The sequence below is a fragment of the Dactylosporangium sp. NPDC005555 genome (assembly GCF_040605635.1).
Taxonomy (GTDB): Bacteria; Actinomycetota; Actinomycetes; order Mycobacteriales; family Micromonosporaceae; genus Dactylosporangium.
In genome coordinates, this window is sequence record NZ_JBEXDG010000022.1 from 124692 (window position 1) to 141832 (window position 17141).

Sequence of the window (17141 nt, forward strand, 5' to 3'; positions counted from 1 at the left end):
GGATGATCACCCCGGCAGGTTTGCCGACTCCGGCCGTCGCGCTGGCTGCCGGTCCGTAGTGGACCGTTCCGAGTCGGGTCGATAAATCGAATACGACGGTGCAGTCTCCGCCGGCGAGTCCGGCTCTTCCCACGTCGGCTCTCGACGTCTACGCTCCGGACTGCCTTCTCGCGTCGGGCGCTCCTCAGGCCGCGCGTCCCGTTCTTCGGTACCTGTCTGCCGCTCGCCCGTCTGCCGCTCGCCGGTACGCGCCGTCGACGAATCTTCGTCCCTGGATTCCGGCCGCTGCCGGACCGGACCGTCCTCGACGTGTCGCCGCGGCTCGTTCGTTCCCCCAGCGTCGACGACCTTCAGCGCGGCTGCTTGGCGGACGTCACGCAGGAACAGCCGGTGCCAGCTGCCGGCTGAGGTGATCGCTCGGGTCGAATCCTTCCCGCCGAGCTGTGTTATCCGGCGATACGGTCGCAAGAGCAGCCAGCCGACGACTCCGGTCAGCCAGATCAGCAGGACCTGCAACCACCCTGCCAAAGAATCGGTTTTGAGAATCAAACTGACTGCAAACAAATAGATCGCAGAGCCCGCTCCAAATATGACGATGTTGAACATCGCCGCAATGACCGCGTTGCCGAGCCGCCTCAGCCCCGCGTTGGCTGGTCGGAGCAGACCGATCGTTCCAAGGAGTGGTGACGCGATCACCGCCCACCGGAAAATCAGAAAGCCCAGGATGACCAGCACTGAGGATGTGAGGTCGAAAAGCGCAAAGAATAGAGCCGAAAGGATCGCCATGAATCCGGCACCGATGCGATCCATGCCGTTGCCGCCCTGCAGGTGGCTGTATGCCTCAGGGTCGTCCGCCCGGATCTGTTCGGCGATCTTCTTCCATCGAGTGCTCTTCTGCTCGAGTTTCACGTTGCGGAGCGTGGACGTCTCCGCTGGAAGTGTGCTCTTGGAATTGGTGCGCTCTTCGTTAATTTTGCGCACACGCTCTTCGTCGGCGCGGATCTCCTCGATCTCGTTCCAGCTGAACGCCTTCGCGTCGTACAGTGCAGGGCCGTACTTCTGTGCGGTGAGGCTGTCGGCGGAGCCGAGAGTGCCTCGGAGCCAGTTCTTATAAAGAAGGCCGTCCACCACCGTGTCGCTGGCGCGAACTGCAGGTGGACGGTGATCTTTACAGGCTTCCGGGTTGATGAGAGGGCATGGTTCGTCGTTTGACTCTTCAGCTGGGCCTACGGCGTTATGGATGATGTCCAGGCTGGAGATGAGAGTCTTGTCGGCGAGGCTTGCCGCACGGCTCGGCCAAGCGGCGATGCCCGTTATCAGGACCATGACGAACACTGCCCAGCCTGCTGTGGTCACGGCGCTCGACAGATCTGATTGGCGTGACCGCCACAACAGGTACATTCCCACGATAGCGATCGTTACGGCGCCGAATGCGGTGAACACTTTGTCGTAGACGGCCTTCGTGCCCTGTTCTACAAGCGGCTCTGCCCATCCCCACATATATGTGGGATCCCAGGCGCGCTCGCGAAGAGCGTTGGATGCTCCGGTTATCGAGGTCGCAATCAGAAACTCGCCGTTTGCGATCGTATTCTCGAACTCGGCACTCGGGTTCGTGACCACTGATGCGCATTTAAGGTCGTATGTACTGAAGTCGTAGCCGGCGTAGCCGTACAAGCTGTAGCGACCTTGGATGCCGATTTCTTTGGATGATGGAAGACGCTGGGCGAACCAGCCTGCCATGCCGGAATCGGGCGAACTCGGCGCAGGGGCGTCGAGGCAACTCGCGCGCTCGGCGATCTTGCTCTGCAGCCTGTCGGCGCAACTCTGGAAGTTGGTGGGGTTGCGCCACTCTTGCACCGTGCACAGGTTGTCGTCGGGGGCCTGGGTGGGGGCGCCCGGGGTGGCGGCGGCTGGGTTTGCGGGGCCGGCGAAGAGCGTGGCCACCGCGGCGACGATGACCACGGCTGCGTGCACGGGCAGGCGGCTCACCTGTCGACCTCCGGGTCGTCGTCGTGGACGTCCACGACCTCGCCGCCGACGGTGTTGCTGGCTTGGATGCCGCCTGGGGTGGTGTCCAGGTAGCGCAGGAGGTCGCGGACGTAGGACACGTCGACGCGGATCTTCTGGACGCGGCCGTCGACGTCGCGCATCACGAACTCGCGGAAGCCGAGACGCGAGGAAGACGACGTGTCGACCTGGGAGAGGGCGGCGAGGGTCTGTTCGTAGCCGACATCCGTCGGGACCCGCAGCAAGCGCAGCGCTTCGGCGGCGATCTCCGAGTCTTCGGCGATGCGGCCGACGAAGACGGTGGAGACGAGGTTCTGCACGTCCAGGCCGAGGATGTCCCGGGGGTTCTGCGAGGCTACCAGCGCGGCCAGGTTCCACTTGCGGGAGTCGCGGGCGAGGCGGACCAGGAAGGAGCGGCCGGAGCGCCAGCCTTCCATGAAGTGGGCCTCGTCCAGGCCGACCAGCTTGCGCTGGGTCATGTCGCCGCCGTAGCAGCGGCGGACCGCGAGGCGGTGGGCCGTGTGCAGCATGGGCAGGGCGAGGGACTCCTCGGCGGACCAGTACTCGCGCTCGATCTTGAGGTCCGGCAGGCGCAGGCCGGCCATGGTGATGACGGTGAGGGTCGCGTCGGCGCCGAGCAGGCCGGGCGGCGGGGTGCCGAAGAAGAGCATGGCGAGGGGCATCTCGGCGGTGTCCAGGAGCAGGTTGCCGAGCTCGAGGGCGTCGTGGTCGCCGGTGTCGCGCAGGGAGCGGATGACGTCCTCGAGGGTGGAGGACTCCTCGGCCGGCACCTGGCGCACGGCGTGGCGCAGCATCGTGGCGGTCGAGGCCTCGCGGGCGACCTGCGGCGGGACGAGCATCATGCAGATGTCCTGCACGAGCATGCGACGCTCGGCGCGCGCGTTGGAGACGGCGATCTCGAACTCGCGGTCGCCGGGGGGGCCCGGGACGTAGTGGCCGCGCTGCGGGGTGGGGATCAGGGAGTACGGCGCAAGGGTGCCCTGCTCGGAGCCGGTGAGGTTGAGCACGCGCGAGTAGGGGGCGAGCTCCGGCATCGCGCACAGGCGGGCGAGCGGCCCCGAGGGGTCGAGCAGCGTCACCTGAACACCACGCCGGGCATTCAGATAGCCCAGCGCGCCCATGAGGGTGGACTTGCCGCCGCCCGGCTCGGCGACGAAGACGGCGAGGCCCGAGCGCTCGCGGACCTCCATCGGGAAGTGCAGGTCGAGGAAGACCGGGCGGCGGGAGGTGCCGGCGGTGCGGCCGATGAGGTCGCCGCGGCGGTCGCCGACGGTGGAGGCGGCCTGCGGCAGGGCGGCGGCGAAGAGCTTGACCGGCATGCGGCGCAGGTAGCCGGTGTTGGCCAGGGGCTCGCCGGGGATGAACTCGCGGGCCAGCCAGTCCTGCTGCTTCGGGTGCTGCAGCGCGACCCGCATCTCCCGGGAGTACATCTGGGTGATCCGGCGGGCCCGCTCCAGGCATTCCTCGCGGGTGCGGCCGCCGACGGCGATGCGGTGCCAGCCGTGCGCGCGGGAGGAGTCGACGGGCAGGCCGGTGCTGATCTCGTCGCCGATGGTGAGGGCGCGCTTCGCGAGGCGCTCCAGCTCCGGTGGCGCGTCGATGCCGTGCTCGCTGTAGTCGGCCTGCTGGGAGCGGATCAGCCGGAGCCGGTGCTCCAGGTTCCGGAACGAGTCGTTGGGGCCGAGGATGTCGATGCGTGAGGAGAGCTCCATCGGCCACGGCAGCCGCTCGTGGAAGTGCAGCCACGGCTCGTGCCGCTCGGGGATCTCCAGCGGCTCCATCCGGCCGACGGTGAGGACGGCGACGTGGCGCTCCTCGCCGCTGACCCGGTTGACCAGTTTGACCGTGGACCCGTAGGGCGTGCGGTAGCGCTCGACCTGCTCGGTGAGGGCGAGCAGGTCGCCGCGCTCCCAGCCACCGTCCAGTGACGCGACCTGTCCGGGCGGTGACATGCACAGCGCGACGGAGCGGTACAGCAGCCATTCCAGCTCATAGGCGGTGACCCGGCGGCCGCGCATGCCGAACGCGCCCAGGACCTCGTCGAACTGCTCGACGGTGCGGGCCATCCTGCGCCGCTCGGCGTCGGCCACACCGCGGCGGAAGAGGGAGCCGATGCGCTCGGCGAAGGTGTCGCCGAGGGTGCGCCGGGCGAAGGAGATGCCCAGGTAGGTCTGGCCCTCGGCGTGGTTGATCGCCAGGAGGTGCTTCTGCGCGGCGACGAGGTGGTCGGCCCACGACGGTCCGGCGCCGGCGGACGGCAGCGGAAACGGCGTGTTGCTGTCCACGACGCGCGCCCACTGGTCGGCCGGGAACGGCCGGGTGGTGCGGCGCAGGTGCAGGCGGAAGCCGGCGAGGCCCGCGTACTGCTCCGAGATCGCCGACAGCAGCGCCTCACGCTCGGCGTCGGGGCGGAACGCCCAGCGGACCTCGGGCAGCCAGTACCAGGCGGTGACGGTGTTCGGCGTGAACGTCAGGTGCCCCGCGATCTCGGTGATCGCCAGGTCGATCGACGCCTGCCGGTCCTTTGGCCGGGGCTTCGGGGTGCGGTCCAGCGGCGTCTTCTTCCCCGCCGCGGGCCGGGACGCCTGGCCGGGCGGCGGGGTCGTCCTGCGTGCCGGCACGACCTTCCCGTTCGCCGGTTTCGCGGGTGTACGACTGGCGCTCCCGACCGACGGCCTGCTCGGCAAGCGGGTGGAGCGGTCCGGCGCCTGCCGCTGCGCCGGCTGCTGGGACCGGCGCTCGGCAGTGCCCGCCCGCCCGGAAACGTCGGTCGCCCGCCCGGGAACGTCGGGCCGCCCAGGAAGGTCGGCCCGCCCGGGAACGCCGGGCCGTCCAGTGACGTCGGCCCGCCCAGAGACGTCGGGCCGTCCGGCAAGGTCGGCCGGCCGCCCGGGAAGGCGGGGGTGCTCGCCACTCCAGTCGAAGGTGTGCTCACCGCTGCGCTCGAGCCGGTCGGCGGCCGGCGACGGACCCGCGGGCAGCGCCTGGGGCGCAGCGGGCTGCCGTCGCTCATAGGCGGTGGCCGGTAGCGCCTCGGTCCGCGGGACCACCCGCTTGGGGGCGCGCAGATCCTCGGGTGCCCGGCCCGCGCCGGACGTCGGGGCCGCGGACACCGGGATGCCGGAGATCGGCCGGTTGCTGCCGGCGCCGATGGCCTTCACGCGGTCGCGCGGCGGGTCGTCGAACAGGCCGAGGAACGGCGAGTCGACGTCCGCCGCGGGCGGCGCGCTCGCCGGCCGGTCGGCTGCCGGGCCACGGGCCGGGCCGCGGAACATCGCCACGCGACCGCCCTCGGCGGCGGCCCTCAGACCGCCGTCGTAGTCAGACGTGTGCGCAGCGTCGTCATCGGTGTCCGGGTTGTTGGAATAGCCCCCAGTACGACGGGGAGGCGGGTTGGTCATGCGAGATCACCGGTGAGTTCCGGGCGGATACGCACCCTGGTGGCCACGAGTCGCGCGTCACGCTGCTCGCGGCTCGGCTCCCGGGTGTGGCGCCAGTCGGTCAGGGCTGTGCGGACCACCATCCGGGCGGGACGGTCGGGGTCGACGTAGCGGAAGATCAGCGACGTCGCCACGATCGCGAGGGCGATCTCGTAGGCGGGGAAGAAGTCGACCTGCAGCGTGATCATGTATCGGATGAACATGAACAAGGGCACCAGGAGCGCGAACACCCCGTACTGCGCATACGGCAGCTGGATGGGCAGGGTGTAGCCGGGCGGCCCGAGGTAGACCAGGCGGGCCCGGTAGATGTCGTCGTCGGTGCGCAGCCGCATTCTCGTTCACTCGTCTCAGCAGTGAGGCCAGGAAGGCAAGGCAGCTCTAGTTTCCGAAGAGCAGTCGGACGAGCGAGTCCCCGAAGAAGAAGAGCGACGCGGCGCCGGCGACGAAGGCCAGCCCGATGATGGCGATGGCGGAGCTGGTCAGCACCCGCGAGACCTCGCCCTTGCTGGCCCGGCCGATGAAGATGACGCCGAGCACGGCCAGCAGGATCGGCACGATCTTCTCGATGAAGAAGTTCAGAATGCCGTCGGTGTTGATCGTCTTCGGCGCCGGGGACGGTGTCGGCGCCAGGGCTATCGCGTCCGCCACGCGGGCGGTCTCCCCCCACAGCGCCTGGCCGATCTCCAACAACATCATCAGACCTCCCCGGAGGCGCGACGGGCGAGGTGCACGCCGCGCGTTAAGCCTCGCTGATAAGACGACCCGGTCATACGACCCCGGCTGCTGTGTCGCCCCCCAGCGGAACCTTATCCGGGCGTTTGCCCTGCTAAATGCCCATTGTCGGGTTTAACGGTCCGAATAACGTTCACTTGCAGAGAGTACGTTGCAGCCCCCTTACCGACAAGCTGACCGGTCCGTGATCAGTGTTGCTGATGAGGCGTCTGAGCGGTTACCCCTGGTGGGGGGCAGGTGACTGACCGAAGGTGAGTACCTTCATTCAAGTGACGCTCCTTCGCCGTCCTGCCCCCGTGGTCATGGGGGTGCTCAACGTGACCCCCGACAGCTTCTCCGACGGTGGCCGCTACGCCGGCCTGGGCGCCGCGGTCGACCACGCCATGCGGATGGTCGACGAGGGCGCCGACGTCATCGACATCGGCGGCGAGAGCACCAGGCCGGGCGCGGAGCGGGTCGACGCGCGCACCGAGCTGGACCGGGTCCTGCCGGTCATCCGCGAGCTTGCCGCGGCGGGGGTCGCCATGAGCATCGACACCACCCGCGCGGCGGTCGCCGCCGAGGCCGTCGCCGCCGGGGTCGCCCTGGTCAACGACGTGTCCGGCGGGCTCGCCGACCCCGACATGGCCCGGGTGGTCGCCGAGGCCGGCTGCCCCTGGGTGCTGATGCACTGGCGGGGGCATTCGCGCAAAATGGCCGATCTGGCGGTTTACGACGATGTCGTCAAAGAGGTGCGTGCCGAACTCCTGGAGCGGGTCGACGAGGCCGTCGCCGCCGGCGTCGCACCCGAACGGCTGATCCTCGACCCCGGCCTGGGCTTCGCGAAGCATGCCGAGCACACCTGGCGGCTCGCCGCGCACCTGCCGGAGTTCGTCGCCCTCGGCCATCCCGTCCTCGTCGGCTCGAGCCGCAAGTCGCACCTCGGCCGGCTCCTGCACGACGCCGACGGCACGCCACGGGCGACCGGGGACCGGGAGGCGGCGACCATCGCCACCACCGTGCTGTCCGTCGCCGCGGGGGCCTGGGGTGTGCGGGTCCACGAGGTCCGTGGCAACGTGGACGCGATCAAGGTGTGGCAGGCCGTGCAGGCGGCACGATGAGCGAAGGTGATGACATGACGGCCGACCGCATCACCCTGACCGGGCTGCGCGTGCGCGGCAACCACGGCGTGTTCGACTTCGAGCGCGCCGACGGCCAGGACTTCGTGATCGACGTGGTCCTGGAGCTCGACCTCGCGCCCGCCGCGCGGTCCGACGACGTCACCGACACCGTCCACTACGGCGAGCTGGCCGGCCGCCTCGCCGAGATCGTCGCGGGCGAGCCCGTCAACCTGATCGAGACCCTCGCGCAGCGCCTCGCGGACGCTTGTCTGCCGGACGCTCGTGTACGAGCGGCGACCGTCACCGTCCACAAGCCGCAGGCGCCGATCCCCCACGAGTTCGCCGACGTCGCCGTGACCATCCGCCGGGAGCGGGCGTGACCAGAGCGGTGCTGTCACTGGGCAGCAACCTCGACGACCGCGAGGCCAACCTGCGCGGCGCCGTCGACGGTCTCGGCGACACGGTGATGGCCGTCTCCGGGGTCTACGAGACACCCCCGTGGGGCGATGCCGACCAGCCGCACTATCTCAACGCGGTCCTGCTCGCCGTCGACCCGGACGCGACCGCCCGTGACTGGCTGGACCGGGCCCACCGCCTGGAGGAGGCCGCCGGTCGCGTGCGCGATCCGGAGCGTCGCTTCGGCCCGCGTACGCTTGACGTAGACGTCATCGCCGTCTGGGACGACGCCGACCGGCCGGTCACGACCGACGATCCGGAGCTGACCCTGCCCCACCCGCGGGCACATCTCCGGGCGTTCGTCCTCCGGCCGTGGCTCGACATCCAGCCCTATGGGCAGTTGCCGGGTCACGGATGGCTCTATGAGCTGGTCCGGTCCGCCCCGGTCGCCGCCGACCTCGCCGACCTGCGCCCGCGGGAAGACATCCACCTCGAATCGTGATCTGGAGCCGAGCCGATGGCCACGCCGTCACCCGACGAACCGAACGCGACCGGGCCCAAGGGCCGGATGGAGCCGACCAGTCCAGCCACCCTCGTCATCGCGGCGCTCGCGACCACCGCGCTGGCCTGGATCGGCATCAGCAGTTTGTGGAACAGCCTGCCGACGCTGCCGTGGCTGCCGCCGCTGACCCTCATCGGCCTGGCGATCTTCGAGGGCTTCGAGGCGTATTCGACCCGCAACCGGATCCTCCGCAAGGAGGGCGCCGGGCCGCTGGTGCCGCTGGTGGTCGCGCGGTATGCGGTCCTCGGTAAGGCGTCCGCGCTCGTCGCGGCCCTGTTCGGCGGCCTCTACCTGGGCATGTCCTCGTGGCTGCTGACCCAGCGCGGGGTGCTGGCCAAGGTGTCGGAGAACCTGCCGCAGGCGCTGCTCGGCGTCGCGGCATCGATCGTCCTGCTTGCGGCCGCGCTGTGGCTGGAGCGCTCCTGCCGGGTGCCGACCAGCCCCCGCGACAAGGATCTTCCCAGGCAGGGCCGCATGGACAGCCGCCACGAGGGCGATCGCAGCGAGGACGAAAGCCTCGATCGATAGACTTCTGGCATAAACACTGTCGTCTTCCTCGCCTAAAGACTGTCGCAGGTCACAATCCGCGGTTACTGTGCGACCCGTACCGGTCGTCGGCTGGCAGGAGGCGCGCGCGATGGCGTACGACGACTCGCGGTTCCGCGGTGAGCCCGGGTTCCGTGAGGAGCCCGACTTCCGCTCGGGCGGCGTGCCCGAGGACGCGCCGACGCTCGGCGGCTCGAACCAGTCCGTCTACACGCCGGGTGCCTACTCGGCGGGCGCGGACTACAGCGTGCCGCCGACCGAGAGCACGCTGGGTCTCGCCGCCAGGCGGGCCACGCCCAGCCCCGCCCAGCTCGGCGACGTCTTCGACGACCCGGAGCACGGTGAGCCCGGCCGCGACCGGCTGGCGGTGCACGCGCTGTGGGAGATGGTGCTCCTGCTCGCCGCCGCCGCGCTGCTGTACCTGCTGCGCGACGCCAGACCGGAGGCCCTGCGCGGTGCCGAGCTCGAGTCGCTGATGCTCGCCGGCGCGGAGCTGGGACTCGTCGCGGTCGCCATGGGGCTCACCCTGCGGGCCGGCGCCGTCAACCTGGCCCTCGGCCCGATCGCCTACGCCTCCGCGCTGTTCTTCGCCGACAACTCCCACCGCGGCCTGGCGATGACCGCCGGCATCACCGCCCTCGTCGCGCTCGGCGTCGGCGTGGTCATCGCGGTGCTGGTCGTCGGCTTCCACGTGCCCGGCTGGGCGGCCAGCCTCGGCGTCGCGCTCGCGCTCATGGCGTGGATCGCCGACCAGAGCGCGGAGCAGGTCGTCGCCGGTGCCTACGACCCGCACGACCGGGCGCTGTTCTGGCTGCTCGGGGTGGTCCTCGTCGCGGTCGTCGGCAGCGCCGTCGGCCTGATCCGGCCGGTCCGCCGCGCGGTCGGCCGCTTCCGCCCGGTCGCCGACCCGGCCCGCCGGCGCGGTGGCGGCGCGGCCACCATCACCGGCCTCGCGATCGCCGGCTCGGCCCTGCTCGCCTCGGCCGCCGGCATCCTCACCGCCCTCGACGTCCGCCAGGTCACCACCACCGAGAACGGCATGGCCGCGGCCGGCCTCGCCACCACCGCCCTCGCCCTCGGCGCGGCCCTGGTCGGCGGCACCTCCGCCTACGGCCGCCGCGGTGGCGTGCTCGGCACGGTCCTCGCCGTCGCCGCGATCACGCTGCTCTTCCACTACTCCGCCGCGGAGAAGTGGAACATCGCGCCCCTGGCCGTCGCCGGCGGCGCGATCGTGATCGGCCTGATCGTGACCCGACTGATCGAGACCTTCGGCCGGCCGCGGACCCTCGCCGAGACCGAGGTCGAGGAGGAGGAGGTCTGGACCCCCGGCGCCTTCGGCTCCGGCTCCGCCACAAGTCAGGCCGAGCCCGACAACGCCTGGTCGGCGTCGCGCACCGGCGGCTGGACGAGCCAGCTGCCGGCCCGCACGACCGACGAGGACTGGGGCGTCGAGGAGCGATGGGGCAGCAGCCGCTGACCGTGGTGAGCGCATCGCTAAGCTGGTGTCATGACCGACGCCACCCTTGCGGAGCTTGACGCGCTGCCCACCGAGGAGCTGCGCGAACGCGCCTTCGCCCTCGCCCGGCAGCGTCGCGACGTGAAGTTCTTCTGGGACCTCTTCAAGCACGTCACCAGCAGCAACGACGAGACGCAGGACGGCTGGCTCGGCTCGCTCGACGCCACCATCGATGACGTCGTGGCCCTCTGGCGCGAGGTCACCGACCACACCTATGGCGAGTCCGAGCCGCTGGTCCGCGCCGCGTTCATCGACTACATCATGTCTCCCGACAAGTAACTATCGGTATCCGTTTATAAAATGTGTTTCCCGGGACTCATCCGGGGCATGGCAGTTACTCGTTCGCGCTACCGCTCCGCGTCCGGCGCGGCAGCCCTGGTGGCGTTCCTCCTGGTGCTGATCTTCGGCAGCCCCTGGTACGTCGACTGGGTCAACGAGGGCGACCGGGGGGTCTTCCTGGAGACCCTCGCGTGGCCCCAATGGAACATCGACAGCGACCAGTCGTTCCGTGAGCTGCTGGCCGCTGACCTGAAGGCGATCCTGCTGGTGGTCTTCACGGCCGTGTTCGTCTCACTGCTCGCCGGCGCGCAGCTCTCCAGCGCGCGCGGCACCATCTCGGCGATCCTGACCGGTTGGGCCGCCTTCATCTTCGCGGCCGCCCTCGCGGCCCTCATCACCGCGTTCCTGCTGGCGAACGCCTCGTTCGGGACCGCGGTCGTCAACGCCGCCGGTGGCGCCGGTTACGGCCTCATCGTCGGCTGGATCGTCGGCATCGCCTCCATGGCGGGCCAGCGCACGTAAGCAACGAGCGCACCGCGGAGACCGGCGACGGCCACCCCGTCGCCGGTCTCGCTGCGTCAACGCTTTGCGGTGTCCACGTCGGCGAGCGCCACCTGTACATCAGCGGCCGAAAGAAGACCGAGCGGCCGATCGGCGTCCTGGACCACCACCGAGCCCACCCCCGCCGCCAGCATCGCGCCGAAGGCGACCCGGAGCGTCGCGTCCGCGGACACCCTGGGCAGGTCACCGGGCGCGCCGTCGAGCGGGTGGAGCCGGTCGCGGGGGATCGGCGTCACCGACAGGCGCATCAGACCGCGATCTTCGCCGATGAACTGCTCGACGAACGCGTTCGCGGGGTTGGCCAGGAGCTCGGCGGGCGTCGCGTACTGCTCCAGGTGGCCGTGGTCGGACAGCACCGCGATCTTGTCGCCGAGCTTGATCGCCTCCTGGAGGTCGTGGGTGACCACGATCGTCGTCTTGCGCACGCTCTGCCGCAGCCGCAGGAACTCGTCCTGCAGCCGCCCCCGGTTGATCGGGTCGACGGCGGAGAACGGCTCGTCCATCAGCAGCACCACCGGGTCCGCGGCGAGCGCGCGGGCGAACCCGACCCGCTGCCGCTGCCCGCCGGACAGCTCGTGCGGGTAGCGGTCCGCGTACTCGGCGGGATCGAGCCCTACCAGGTCCAGCAGCTCGTCGGTGCGCTTCTGGATGCGGGATCTGTCCCAGGCCAGCATCCGCGGGACGGTGCCGACATTGGTGCGCACCGTTTGATGCGGGAACAGTCCCACATTCTGGATGACGTAGCCGATGGTCCGCCGCAGCCGCACCGGATCGACCCTCGTCACGTCCTCGCCGTCGACCAGCACCCGGCCGCGCGTGGGCTCGATGAGCCGGTTGACCATGCGCAGCACGGTCGACTTGCCGCAGCCGGAAGGGCCGATGAGCACGGTCACGTCGCCACCCGCGACGTCCAGGCTCAGCTCCTCGACCGCCGTGGTGCTGTTCGGGTACGTCTTGCCCAGCCGATCGAGGGTGATCGGCGCGCCGTCGGCCTTCGCGGTACGGTCCACACATGTCCTTCCTGGCTCGCGGTGAGGCGGGCAATCCCTGGTTTTCCTGGAGCTATATCCGGGATAACGCCGACACGATCCGGGACGCGCTGGTGGATCATGTGGCCATCACCGTCTGGTCGGTCGCGATCGCGGTGGCCATCGCGGTGCCGCTGGCGGTGCTGGCGTACTGGGTGCGCCCGCTCGCCACGCCGATTCTGACATCAGCCGGCGTGCTTTACACGATTCCGTCGCTCGCGCTGCTGGCCTTCCTGGCGCCCTTCCTGGGCACCGGCCGCACCCCGGTCGTCGTGGCGCTGGTGATGTACGCGTTGATCGTCATCATCCGCAACTCCCTCACCGGCCTGCAGCAGGTGCCCGGCGACGTGCGGGAGGCCGCCACCGCGATGGGCTACGGCAGGGCCGCCCGCCTGTGGCGCGTCGAACTGCCGCTGGCCCTGCCCTCGATCCTCACCGGGCTGCGGCTGGCGACGGTTTCGACAGTGGCGTTGGTCACTGTCGGCGCGGCCGTCGGCTCCCAGGGCGGTCTCGGCGCGCTGATCCTCAGCGGCTTCCGCAACAACTTCTACAAGGCGCAGATCGCCACCGCGGCGCTCATCTGCGTCCTGCTCGCCCTGGTGCTGGACCTGCTGCTGGTCGCGCTGACCCGGGCGCTCACGCCGTGGATGAGGAGGGCCAAGGCGTGAGTGGCCTGGAGCGGAGCGGAGTGGCCGCGAATCGTGGGCGCAGTTTTGGCTCAGGTCGGCGCTGGAGCGAAGCGGAGGCGACGGCATGAGCGCCATCAGCGACATGTTCCTGTGGTTCAACGATCCGTTGAACTGGACGAATCCCGACGGGGTGCTCGCCCGGCTGCGGGAGCACCTCGAGATCTCGTTCCTGGCGGTGTTCTTCGGCTGCCTCGTCGCGTGGCCCATCGGGATCTGGCTCGGCCGGCGCGGCTCCGGCTCCGGTGTCGTCGTCACCCTGTCCAACATCACGCAGGCGATGCCCGTCATCGCGCTGCTGACGATCCTGTCGCTGAGCCCGCTCGGCATCGGCATGCCGGCCGTGGTCGTCGCGCTGACCGTGTTCTCGCTGCCGCCGCTGCTGGCCAACGCGTACACCGGCATGCGCGCGATCGACGAGGAGGTCCGCGACGCGGGCCGGGGCATGGGCCTGCGGTCGGAGGAGATGCTGTTGCGGGTCGAGCTGCCGCTCGCCGTGCCCTACCTCGCGACGGGCCTGCGCATCGCGACCACCCAGGTCGTCGCCACGGCCACCCTCGCCACCCTCGTCAACGGCGGCGGCCTCGGCAACATCATCTCCGCCGGTTTCGGGCTCGGACCGGGCCGCGGCGACGCCCAGATCCTCGCCGGCGCGGTCCTGGTCGCCGTGCTCGCGCTGCTGATCGACGGGCTGATGGCGCTGGTGGAGCGCAAGATCACACCGAAGGTGCTGCGGCAGGCGGCGGGCCGCGCATGACCGGTCCGGGGCGACCGTCACCAGGGGCGCAGTGCCGGGCCAGGGCGGCGTAGGAGCACCACCGAACGTGTCGGTGTGACAGGTCGTTACGAAACCGTGCCTGGCTGCGGTTGCTGATTTCCCATGGGCAGAGTTGCCTATTCAATAGCGGGCGGGCCTCAAGCCGATGCGCCGTCCGTCGGACACGCGGCCGGTCACAGTGATCGCGCCGGGACACGGAAGGCGGGCCATTTTGCGAACTGCCATGCGCGCCACGCTCGGGGTCCTTCTGGGCCTCGCCACCGTAGGCCTCGCGGCCTGCGGCGATGAGGGCTCCTCGGGCACCAAGGCGCCGGCGAGTGTGAGCGGGGCCGGCTGTGCCCCGGTCGCTGGGGACAAACTCGTCGTCCTCACCGACGACAAGCAGCTCCAGACGGCAGACAACATCATCGCCGCGATCAACACGAAGGCCGCCGACCCGGCCCTCGTCGCGGCACTGGACAAGGTCTCCGACGCGCTCACCACGGAGAAGCTGATCCAGCTCAACAAGGCGGTCGTCGTGGACCGCAAGACCTCCAAGGTCGTGGCGGAGGACTTCGCCAAGACCGAGAACCTCACGACCGGCATCGAGAAGGGCAAGGGCGGCGCGATCAAGGTCGGCGCGGCCGACTTCGCGGAGAGCGCCACGCTCGGCGCGCTCTACGAGATCGTCCTCGACGCCGCCGGCTACGACGCTTCCGTCCAGACCATCGGCAAGCGCGAGGTCTACTACGGCCAGCTCACCAAGGGCGACCTGCAGGTCGTCCCGGAGTACGCCGGCACCCTGACCGAGTTCATCAACGGCCAGGTCAACGGCAAGGACGCCACGACACTGGCGTCCGGTGACGTCGACAAGACGGTCACCGCGCTCAAGGACATCGGCGGCAAGGCCGGCCTGACCTTCGGCAAGGCGTCGAAGGCGGCCGACCAGAACGCGTTCGCGGTCACCACCGCGTTCGCCGACAAGAACGGCGTGAAGACGCTCAGCGACTTCGCCACGAAGTGCTCCGGCAAGGACACCGTCCTCGGTGGCCCGGCCGAGTGCCCGCAGCGGCCGTTCTGCCAGCCCGGTCTGGAGAAGACCTACAGCATCCAGTTCGGCAAGTTCGTCAGCCTCGACGCGGGCGGCCCGCAGAGCCTGGACGCGCTGAAGAAGGGCACGGCCACGATCGCGCTCGTCTTCTCCTCGGACGGCTCGCTCGGCTAGCTCTGCCGATACGCACGGTAGTTGCCAAATGCCCGTCCTCAACGCCACGTGGCTGTCGAGGACGGGCATTTCACTTGTTCTGAAGACTAGGTAAGGTCTCTGCTCATGCCAGCCGCGGAAACCACCGGAGGACGGCCGAGCGCGAAGGTGCTCCAGATCCTCTTCTGGGCTGGTGTCGGCCTTGCTCCGCTGGCCGCGCTGCTGCTGCTGTTCGGCGGAGGGTTCGTCCTGCAGCTCGCCGCGGTCCTCGCAGTCGGCGTCGTCGTGCTCATCGGCCTGTCCATCGCGCTGCGCGGTGACAACGACAACGTGCGCGGCGAGGTCGAGGAGACGATGTTCGAGGAGCTCGACACGCTCCGCGACGAGATCCGCGGCGACATCACCCACGCGGCCCGCGCCACGCACGGTCAGCTCGTCGAGCGCATCGGCGTCCTGCACGAGACCGTCGACGCCCTGCGTAACCAGGTCGACATGATGCGCGGCCAGCTGGAGCGCACGACCCGGGCCGCGCAGCAGGCGGCCGCCGCGCAGCACGCCGGACCGCAGCCCACCGGCTCCGCGTCCGTGCCGCAGGGCGTCCTCCGGCACACCGAAACCGTGCAGGTCACCACCAAGACCATGGTCGTCGACCCGACCGACCAGCGTCGCGACGGCACCGTCTACGGCGCCCGGCCCGAGATCCCGCAGCAGCGCCGGCCGGTCGGGGAGCGCGTCTCCGACCGTGACGCCGACTGGCACGAGACCGGCCGGGTCGTCGACGGCAGCGGCCACTGGAGCGAGCCCCGCCGCCAGGGCTGGGACGACGACGCCGAGCCGGCCGAGCGCGGGGGACGCGCGGGCGCGCACGACCGCGGTCGATCCGACGGTCGCGGCGACGCCCGTGGCGACGTTCGCGGCGACTGGTCCGATCGGGACGGGGACGCCGGGCGGGCCGATCGCACCGGGCGCGCCGACGTGCGCGGCGACCACCGTGGCGAAGGTCGCGACTGGTCCGACCGGGGCGAGGCGACCGGACGCACTGTCCGCGGCGAGTGGGCCGACGGCGACGCCGGTCGTCCGGGCCGCGGCGAGTGGGCCGATAGCGACGGCGGTCGTCCGGGCCGCGGCGAGTGGAGCGACGGGGACGCCGGACGTTCAGGTCGCGGCGAGTGGGCCGATGGCGACGGTGGACGTTCAGGTCGCGGCGAGTGGAGCGACGGGGACGGCGGCCGGGCGGACCGTGGCGCCCGCGACCGGGACGCCGACACCGGCCGCGCCGACCGTGGGCGCGGCGACTGGGACGGCGGCGGCGAGGCGGGCCGGGGCAGGCGCGGCGAGTGGAGCGACCGCGACGCCTCCGACAGGGACCGCGGCGACCGGGGGCGCGGCGACCGGGACGACAAGGCCGACCGGGGCGAACGAAGCCGGGGGGACCACGCCGACCGCGGCGGACGTGGTGAGCACACCGACCGCGGGGAGCAGCCCGACCGCACCGACCGGGGGTGGGGCGCCGAGCGCATCAGCCGGTCCGAGCGCACCGAACGCTCCGAACGCTCCGAATGGACCGAGCGCAGCGAGCGGTCGGAGTGGATCGAACGTACCGAGGCATCCCGCGACGAACCGTCCTGGACCGAGCAACTGCTGCGCGAGCGGATGGCCCGGGCCGAGGAGTCGCAGGAGGTCGAGCGCTCCGGTGGCCGCCGCCGCGCCTACGACCCGGACGACGACGCGGGCAGCGTGACCGGCGTGCGCACCACCGACCGGTGGGCCTCGATGCACAGCGACGAGCGCGGCGGCCGCGAGCTCCGCATGGGCGAACGCCGAGCCGCCGTGCACGCCGACGAGACCGGCACCCACGTGCGGATCGAGGACCGGTGGGCGTCCGTGCGGCACGAGGAGTACGTGCCCGCCGTCGCCCCGGCTGCCTCCGACGACGAGCCCCGCCGCGAGAGCCCCCGCAGGTCGGAGGCCCGCCGCGAGCGTGAACGCCAGCGCGAGACCGGTGAACACTGGTCCGAGAGCAGCTACGAGGAAGCCCGCCGCGACGACACCGGCACCACCCGCTGGTCCGAGGTCCGCCGCCAGCCGGCTCTCGGCTCCGCCCAGGCCGCGCTGCCCGCCGCCCCTGCCTCCCGCTGGCAGGAGCCCGCCGCCCCGTCCCGCGACGAGGAACGCGTCTCCCGCCGTGCCCGCAACGACGACGACGAGGACTACGGCTGGAACGGCTCCCGCGAGGACCCCCGCACCCGCCCGGCCCCCCGCCAGATCGTCGACTTCGAAGGCAACGACGACCGCTGGCGCTGAAC

16 protein-coding genes are annotated in these 17141 nt (G+C 70.7%); 11 read left to right on the top strand and 5 right to left on the bottom strand.

The genetic code is table 11. The features are described 5' to 3' along the window. Nucleotides 1–6 precede the first annotated feature (6 nt). Genes ABZS58_RS25060 through ABZS58_RS25075 form a run of 4 tightly spaced genes read right to left on the bottom strand, consistent with a single transcriptional unit; the run spans nt 7 to nt 6164 of the window. The gene (locus ABZS58_RS25060; protein WP_354785340.1) at nt 7–1989 is read right to left on the bottom strand and encodes an MFS transporter; all 1983 of its coding nucleotides are present in this window, start codon (nt 1987–1989) and stop codon (nt 7–9) included. Then, complete coding sequence (locus ABZS58_RS25065; protein ID WP_354785342.1) at nt 1986–5429, bottom strand: ATP-binding protein; 3444 nt, start codon at nt 5427–5429, stop codon at nt 1986–1988. The genes ABZS58_RS25060 and ABZS58_RS25065 overlap by 4 nt, the downstream gene beginning before the upstream one ends. Then, the gene (locus ABZS58_RS25070; RefSeq protein WP_354785344.1) at nt 5426–5800 is read right to left on the bottom strand and encodes a hypothetical protein; all 375 of its coding nucleotides are present in this window, start codon (nt 5798–5800) and stop codon (nt 5426–5428) included. The genes ABZS58_RS25065 and ABZS58_RS25070 overlap by 4 nt, the downstream gene beginning before the upstream one ends. Nucleotides 5801–5846: 46 nt before the next feature. Continuing rightward, nucleotides 5847–6164: a hypothetical protein gene (locus tag ABZS58_RS25075; RefSeq protein WP_354785346.1), complete on the bottom strand. Its 318-nt coding sequence runs from the start codon at nt 6162–6164 to the stop codon at nt 5847–5849. 338 nt (nt 6165–6502) lie between these two features. Between ABZS58_RS25075 and folP the strand changes: the two genes are divergently transcribed. The 7 genes from folP to ABZS58_RS25110 all read left to right on the top strand — a co-directional run bounded on the left by folP (nt 6503) and on the right by ABZS58_RS25110 (nt 11121). Next, nucleotides 6503–7300: a dihydropteroate synthase gene (folP, locus tag ABZS58_RS25080; protein ID WP_354785403.1), complete on the top strand. Its 798-nt coding sequence runs from the start codon at nt 6503–6505 to the stop codon at nt 7298–7300. 14 nt (nt 7301–7314) lie between these two features. After that, nucleotides 7315–7680, top strand: a complete 366-nt coding sequence (folB, locus tag ABZS58_RS25085; RefSeq protein WP_354785347.1) for a dihydroneopterin aldolase — start codon at nt 7315–7317, stop codon at nt 7678–7680. Beyond that, nucleotides 7677–8198: a 2-amino-4-hydroxy-6-hydroxymethyldihydropteridine diphosphokinase gene (folK, locus tag ABZS58_RS25090; protein ID WP_354785349.1), complete on the top strand. Its 522-nt coding sequence runs from the start codon at nt 7677–7679 to the stop codon at nt 8196–8198. Before folB ends, folK begins: the two co-directional genes overlap by 4 nt. 15 nt (nt 8199–8213) lie before the next feature. After that, nucleotides 8214–8786 carry a DUF3180 domain-containing protein gene (locus tag ABZS58_RS25095; protein WP_354785351.1) on the top strand — a complete coding sequence of 191 codons (573 nt, stop codon included), beginning with the start codon at nt 8214–8216 and terminating at the stop codon, nt 8784–8786. A gap of 109 nt (nt 8787–8895) precedes the next feature. Next, a complete protein-coding gene (locus ABZS58_RS25100) occupies nt 8896–10281 on the top strand; it encodes an ABC transporter permease (RefSeq protein ID WP_354785353.1) in 1386 nt (461 codons plus the stop codon). Between the two features lie 30 nt (nt 10282–10311). After that, complete coding sequence (locus ABZS58_RS25105) at nt 10312–10599, top strand: hypothetical protein (RefSeq protein WP_354785355.1); 288 nt, start codon at nt 10312–10314, stop codon at nt 10597–10599. Between the two features lie 48 nt (nt 10600–10647). After that, nucleotides 10648–11121, top strand: coding sequence for a hypothetical protein (locus ABZS58_RS25110; protein ID WP_354785357.1), 474 nt, complete (start codon nt 10648–10650; stop codon nt 11119–11121). 56 nt (nt 11122–11177) lie between these two features. On the opposite strand, the gene ABZS58_RS25115 is transcribed toward ABZS58_RS25110, so the two are convergent. Beyond that, nucleotides 11178–12170: an ABC transporter ATP-binding protein gene (locus tag ABZS58_RS25115; protein WP_354785359.1), complete on the bottom strand. Its 993-nt coding sequence runs from the start codon at nt 12168–12170 to the stop codon at nt 11178–11180. A 2-nt stretch (nt 12171–12172) separates the two neighbouring features. On the opposite strand from ABZS58_RS25115, the gene ABZS58_RS25120 reads away from it, so the two are divergent. From ABZS58_RS25120 to ABZS58_RS25135, 4 genes are all read left to right on the top strand, one after another. After that, the gene (locus ABZS58_RS25120; RefSeq protein WP_354785361.1) at nt 12173–12856 is read left to right on the top strand and encodes an ABC transporter permease; all 684 of its coding nucleotides are present in this window, start codon (nt 12173–12175) and stop codon (nt 12854–12856) included. An 85-nt stretch (nt 12857–12941) separates the two neighbouring features. Beyond that, nucleotides 12942–13631 (top strand): ABC transporter permease, encoded by a 690-nt coding sequence (locus tag ABZS58_RS25125; RefSeq protein ID WP_354785363.1) that lies wholly within the window; start codon nt 12942–12944, stop codon nt 13629–13631. Between the two features lie 166 nt (nt 13632–13797). Beyond that, entirely contained in the window at nt 13798–14856 is a 1059-nt protein-coding gene (locus tag ABZS58_RS25130; protein WP_354785365.1) for a glycine betaine ABC transporter substrate-binding protein, read from the top strand. A gap of 105 nt (nt 14857–14961) precedes the next feature. Continuing rightward, nucleotides 14962–17139 (top strand): hypothetical protein, encoded by a 2178-nt coding sequence (locus ABZS58_RS25135; protein ID WP_354785367.1) that lies wholly within the window; start codon nt 14962–14964, stop codon nt 17137–17139. Nucleotides 17140–17141: the final 2 nt, after the last annotated feature.

Coding starts and splice junctions, on each gene's coding strand:
- ABZS58_RS25065 (WP_354785342.1), bottom strand. CDS start 5,429: ATGACCAACCCGCCTCCCCGTCGTACTGGGGGCTATTCCAACAACCCG.
- ABZS58_RS25070 (WP_354785344.1), bottom strand. CDS start 5,800: ATGCGGCTGCGCACCGACGACGACATCTACCGGGCCCGCCTGGTCTAC.
- ABZS58_RS25075 (WP_354785346.1), bottom strand. CDS start 6,164: ATGATGTTGTTGGAGATCGGCCAGGCGCTGTGGGGGGAGACCGCCCGC.
- folP (WP_354785403.1), top strand. CDS start 6,503: ATGGGGGTGCTCAACGTGACCCCCGACAGCTTCTCCGACGGTGGCCGC.
- folB (WP_354785347.1), top strand. CDS start 7,315: ATGACGGCCGACCGCATCACCCTGACCGGGCTGCGCGTGCGCGGCAAC.
- ABZS58_RS25095 (WP_354785351.1), top strand. CDS start 8,214: ATGGCCACGCCGTCACCCGACGAACCGAACGCGACCGGGCCCAAGGGC.
- ABZS58_RS25100 (WP_354785353.1), top strand. CDS start 8,896: ATGGCGTACGACGACTCGCGGTTCCGCGGTGAGCCCGGGTTCCGTGAG.
- ABZS58_RS25105 (WP_354785355.1), top strand. CDS start 10,312: ATGACCGACGCCACCCTTGCGGAGCTTGACGCGCTGCCCACCGAGGAG.
- ABZS58_RS25110 (WP_354785357.1), top strand. CDS start 10,648: ATGGCAGTTACTCGTTCGCGCTACCGCTCCGCGTCCGGCGCGGCAGCC.
- ABZS58_RS25120 (WP_354785361.1), top strand. CDS start 12,173: ATGTCCTTCCTGGCTCGCGGTGAGGCGGGCAATCCCTGGTTTTCCTGG.
- ABZS58_RS25125 (WP_354785363.1), top strand. CDS start 12,942: ATGAGCGCCATCAGCGACATGTTCCTGTGGTTCAACGATCCGTTGAAC.
- ABZS58_RS25130 (WP_354785365.1), top strand. CDS start 13,798: ATGCGCCGTCCGTCGGACACGCGGCCGGTCACAGTGATCGCGCCGGGA.
- ABZS58_RS25135 (WP_354785367.1), top strand. CDS start 14,962: ATGCCAGCCGCGGAAACCACCGGAGGACGGCCGAGCGCGAAGGTGCTC.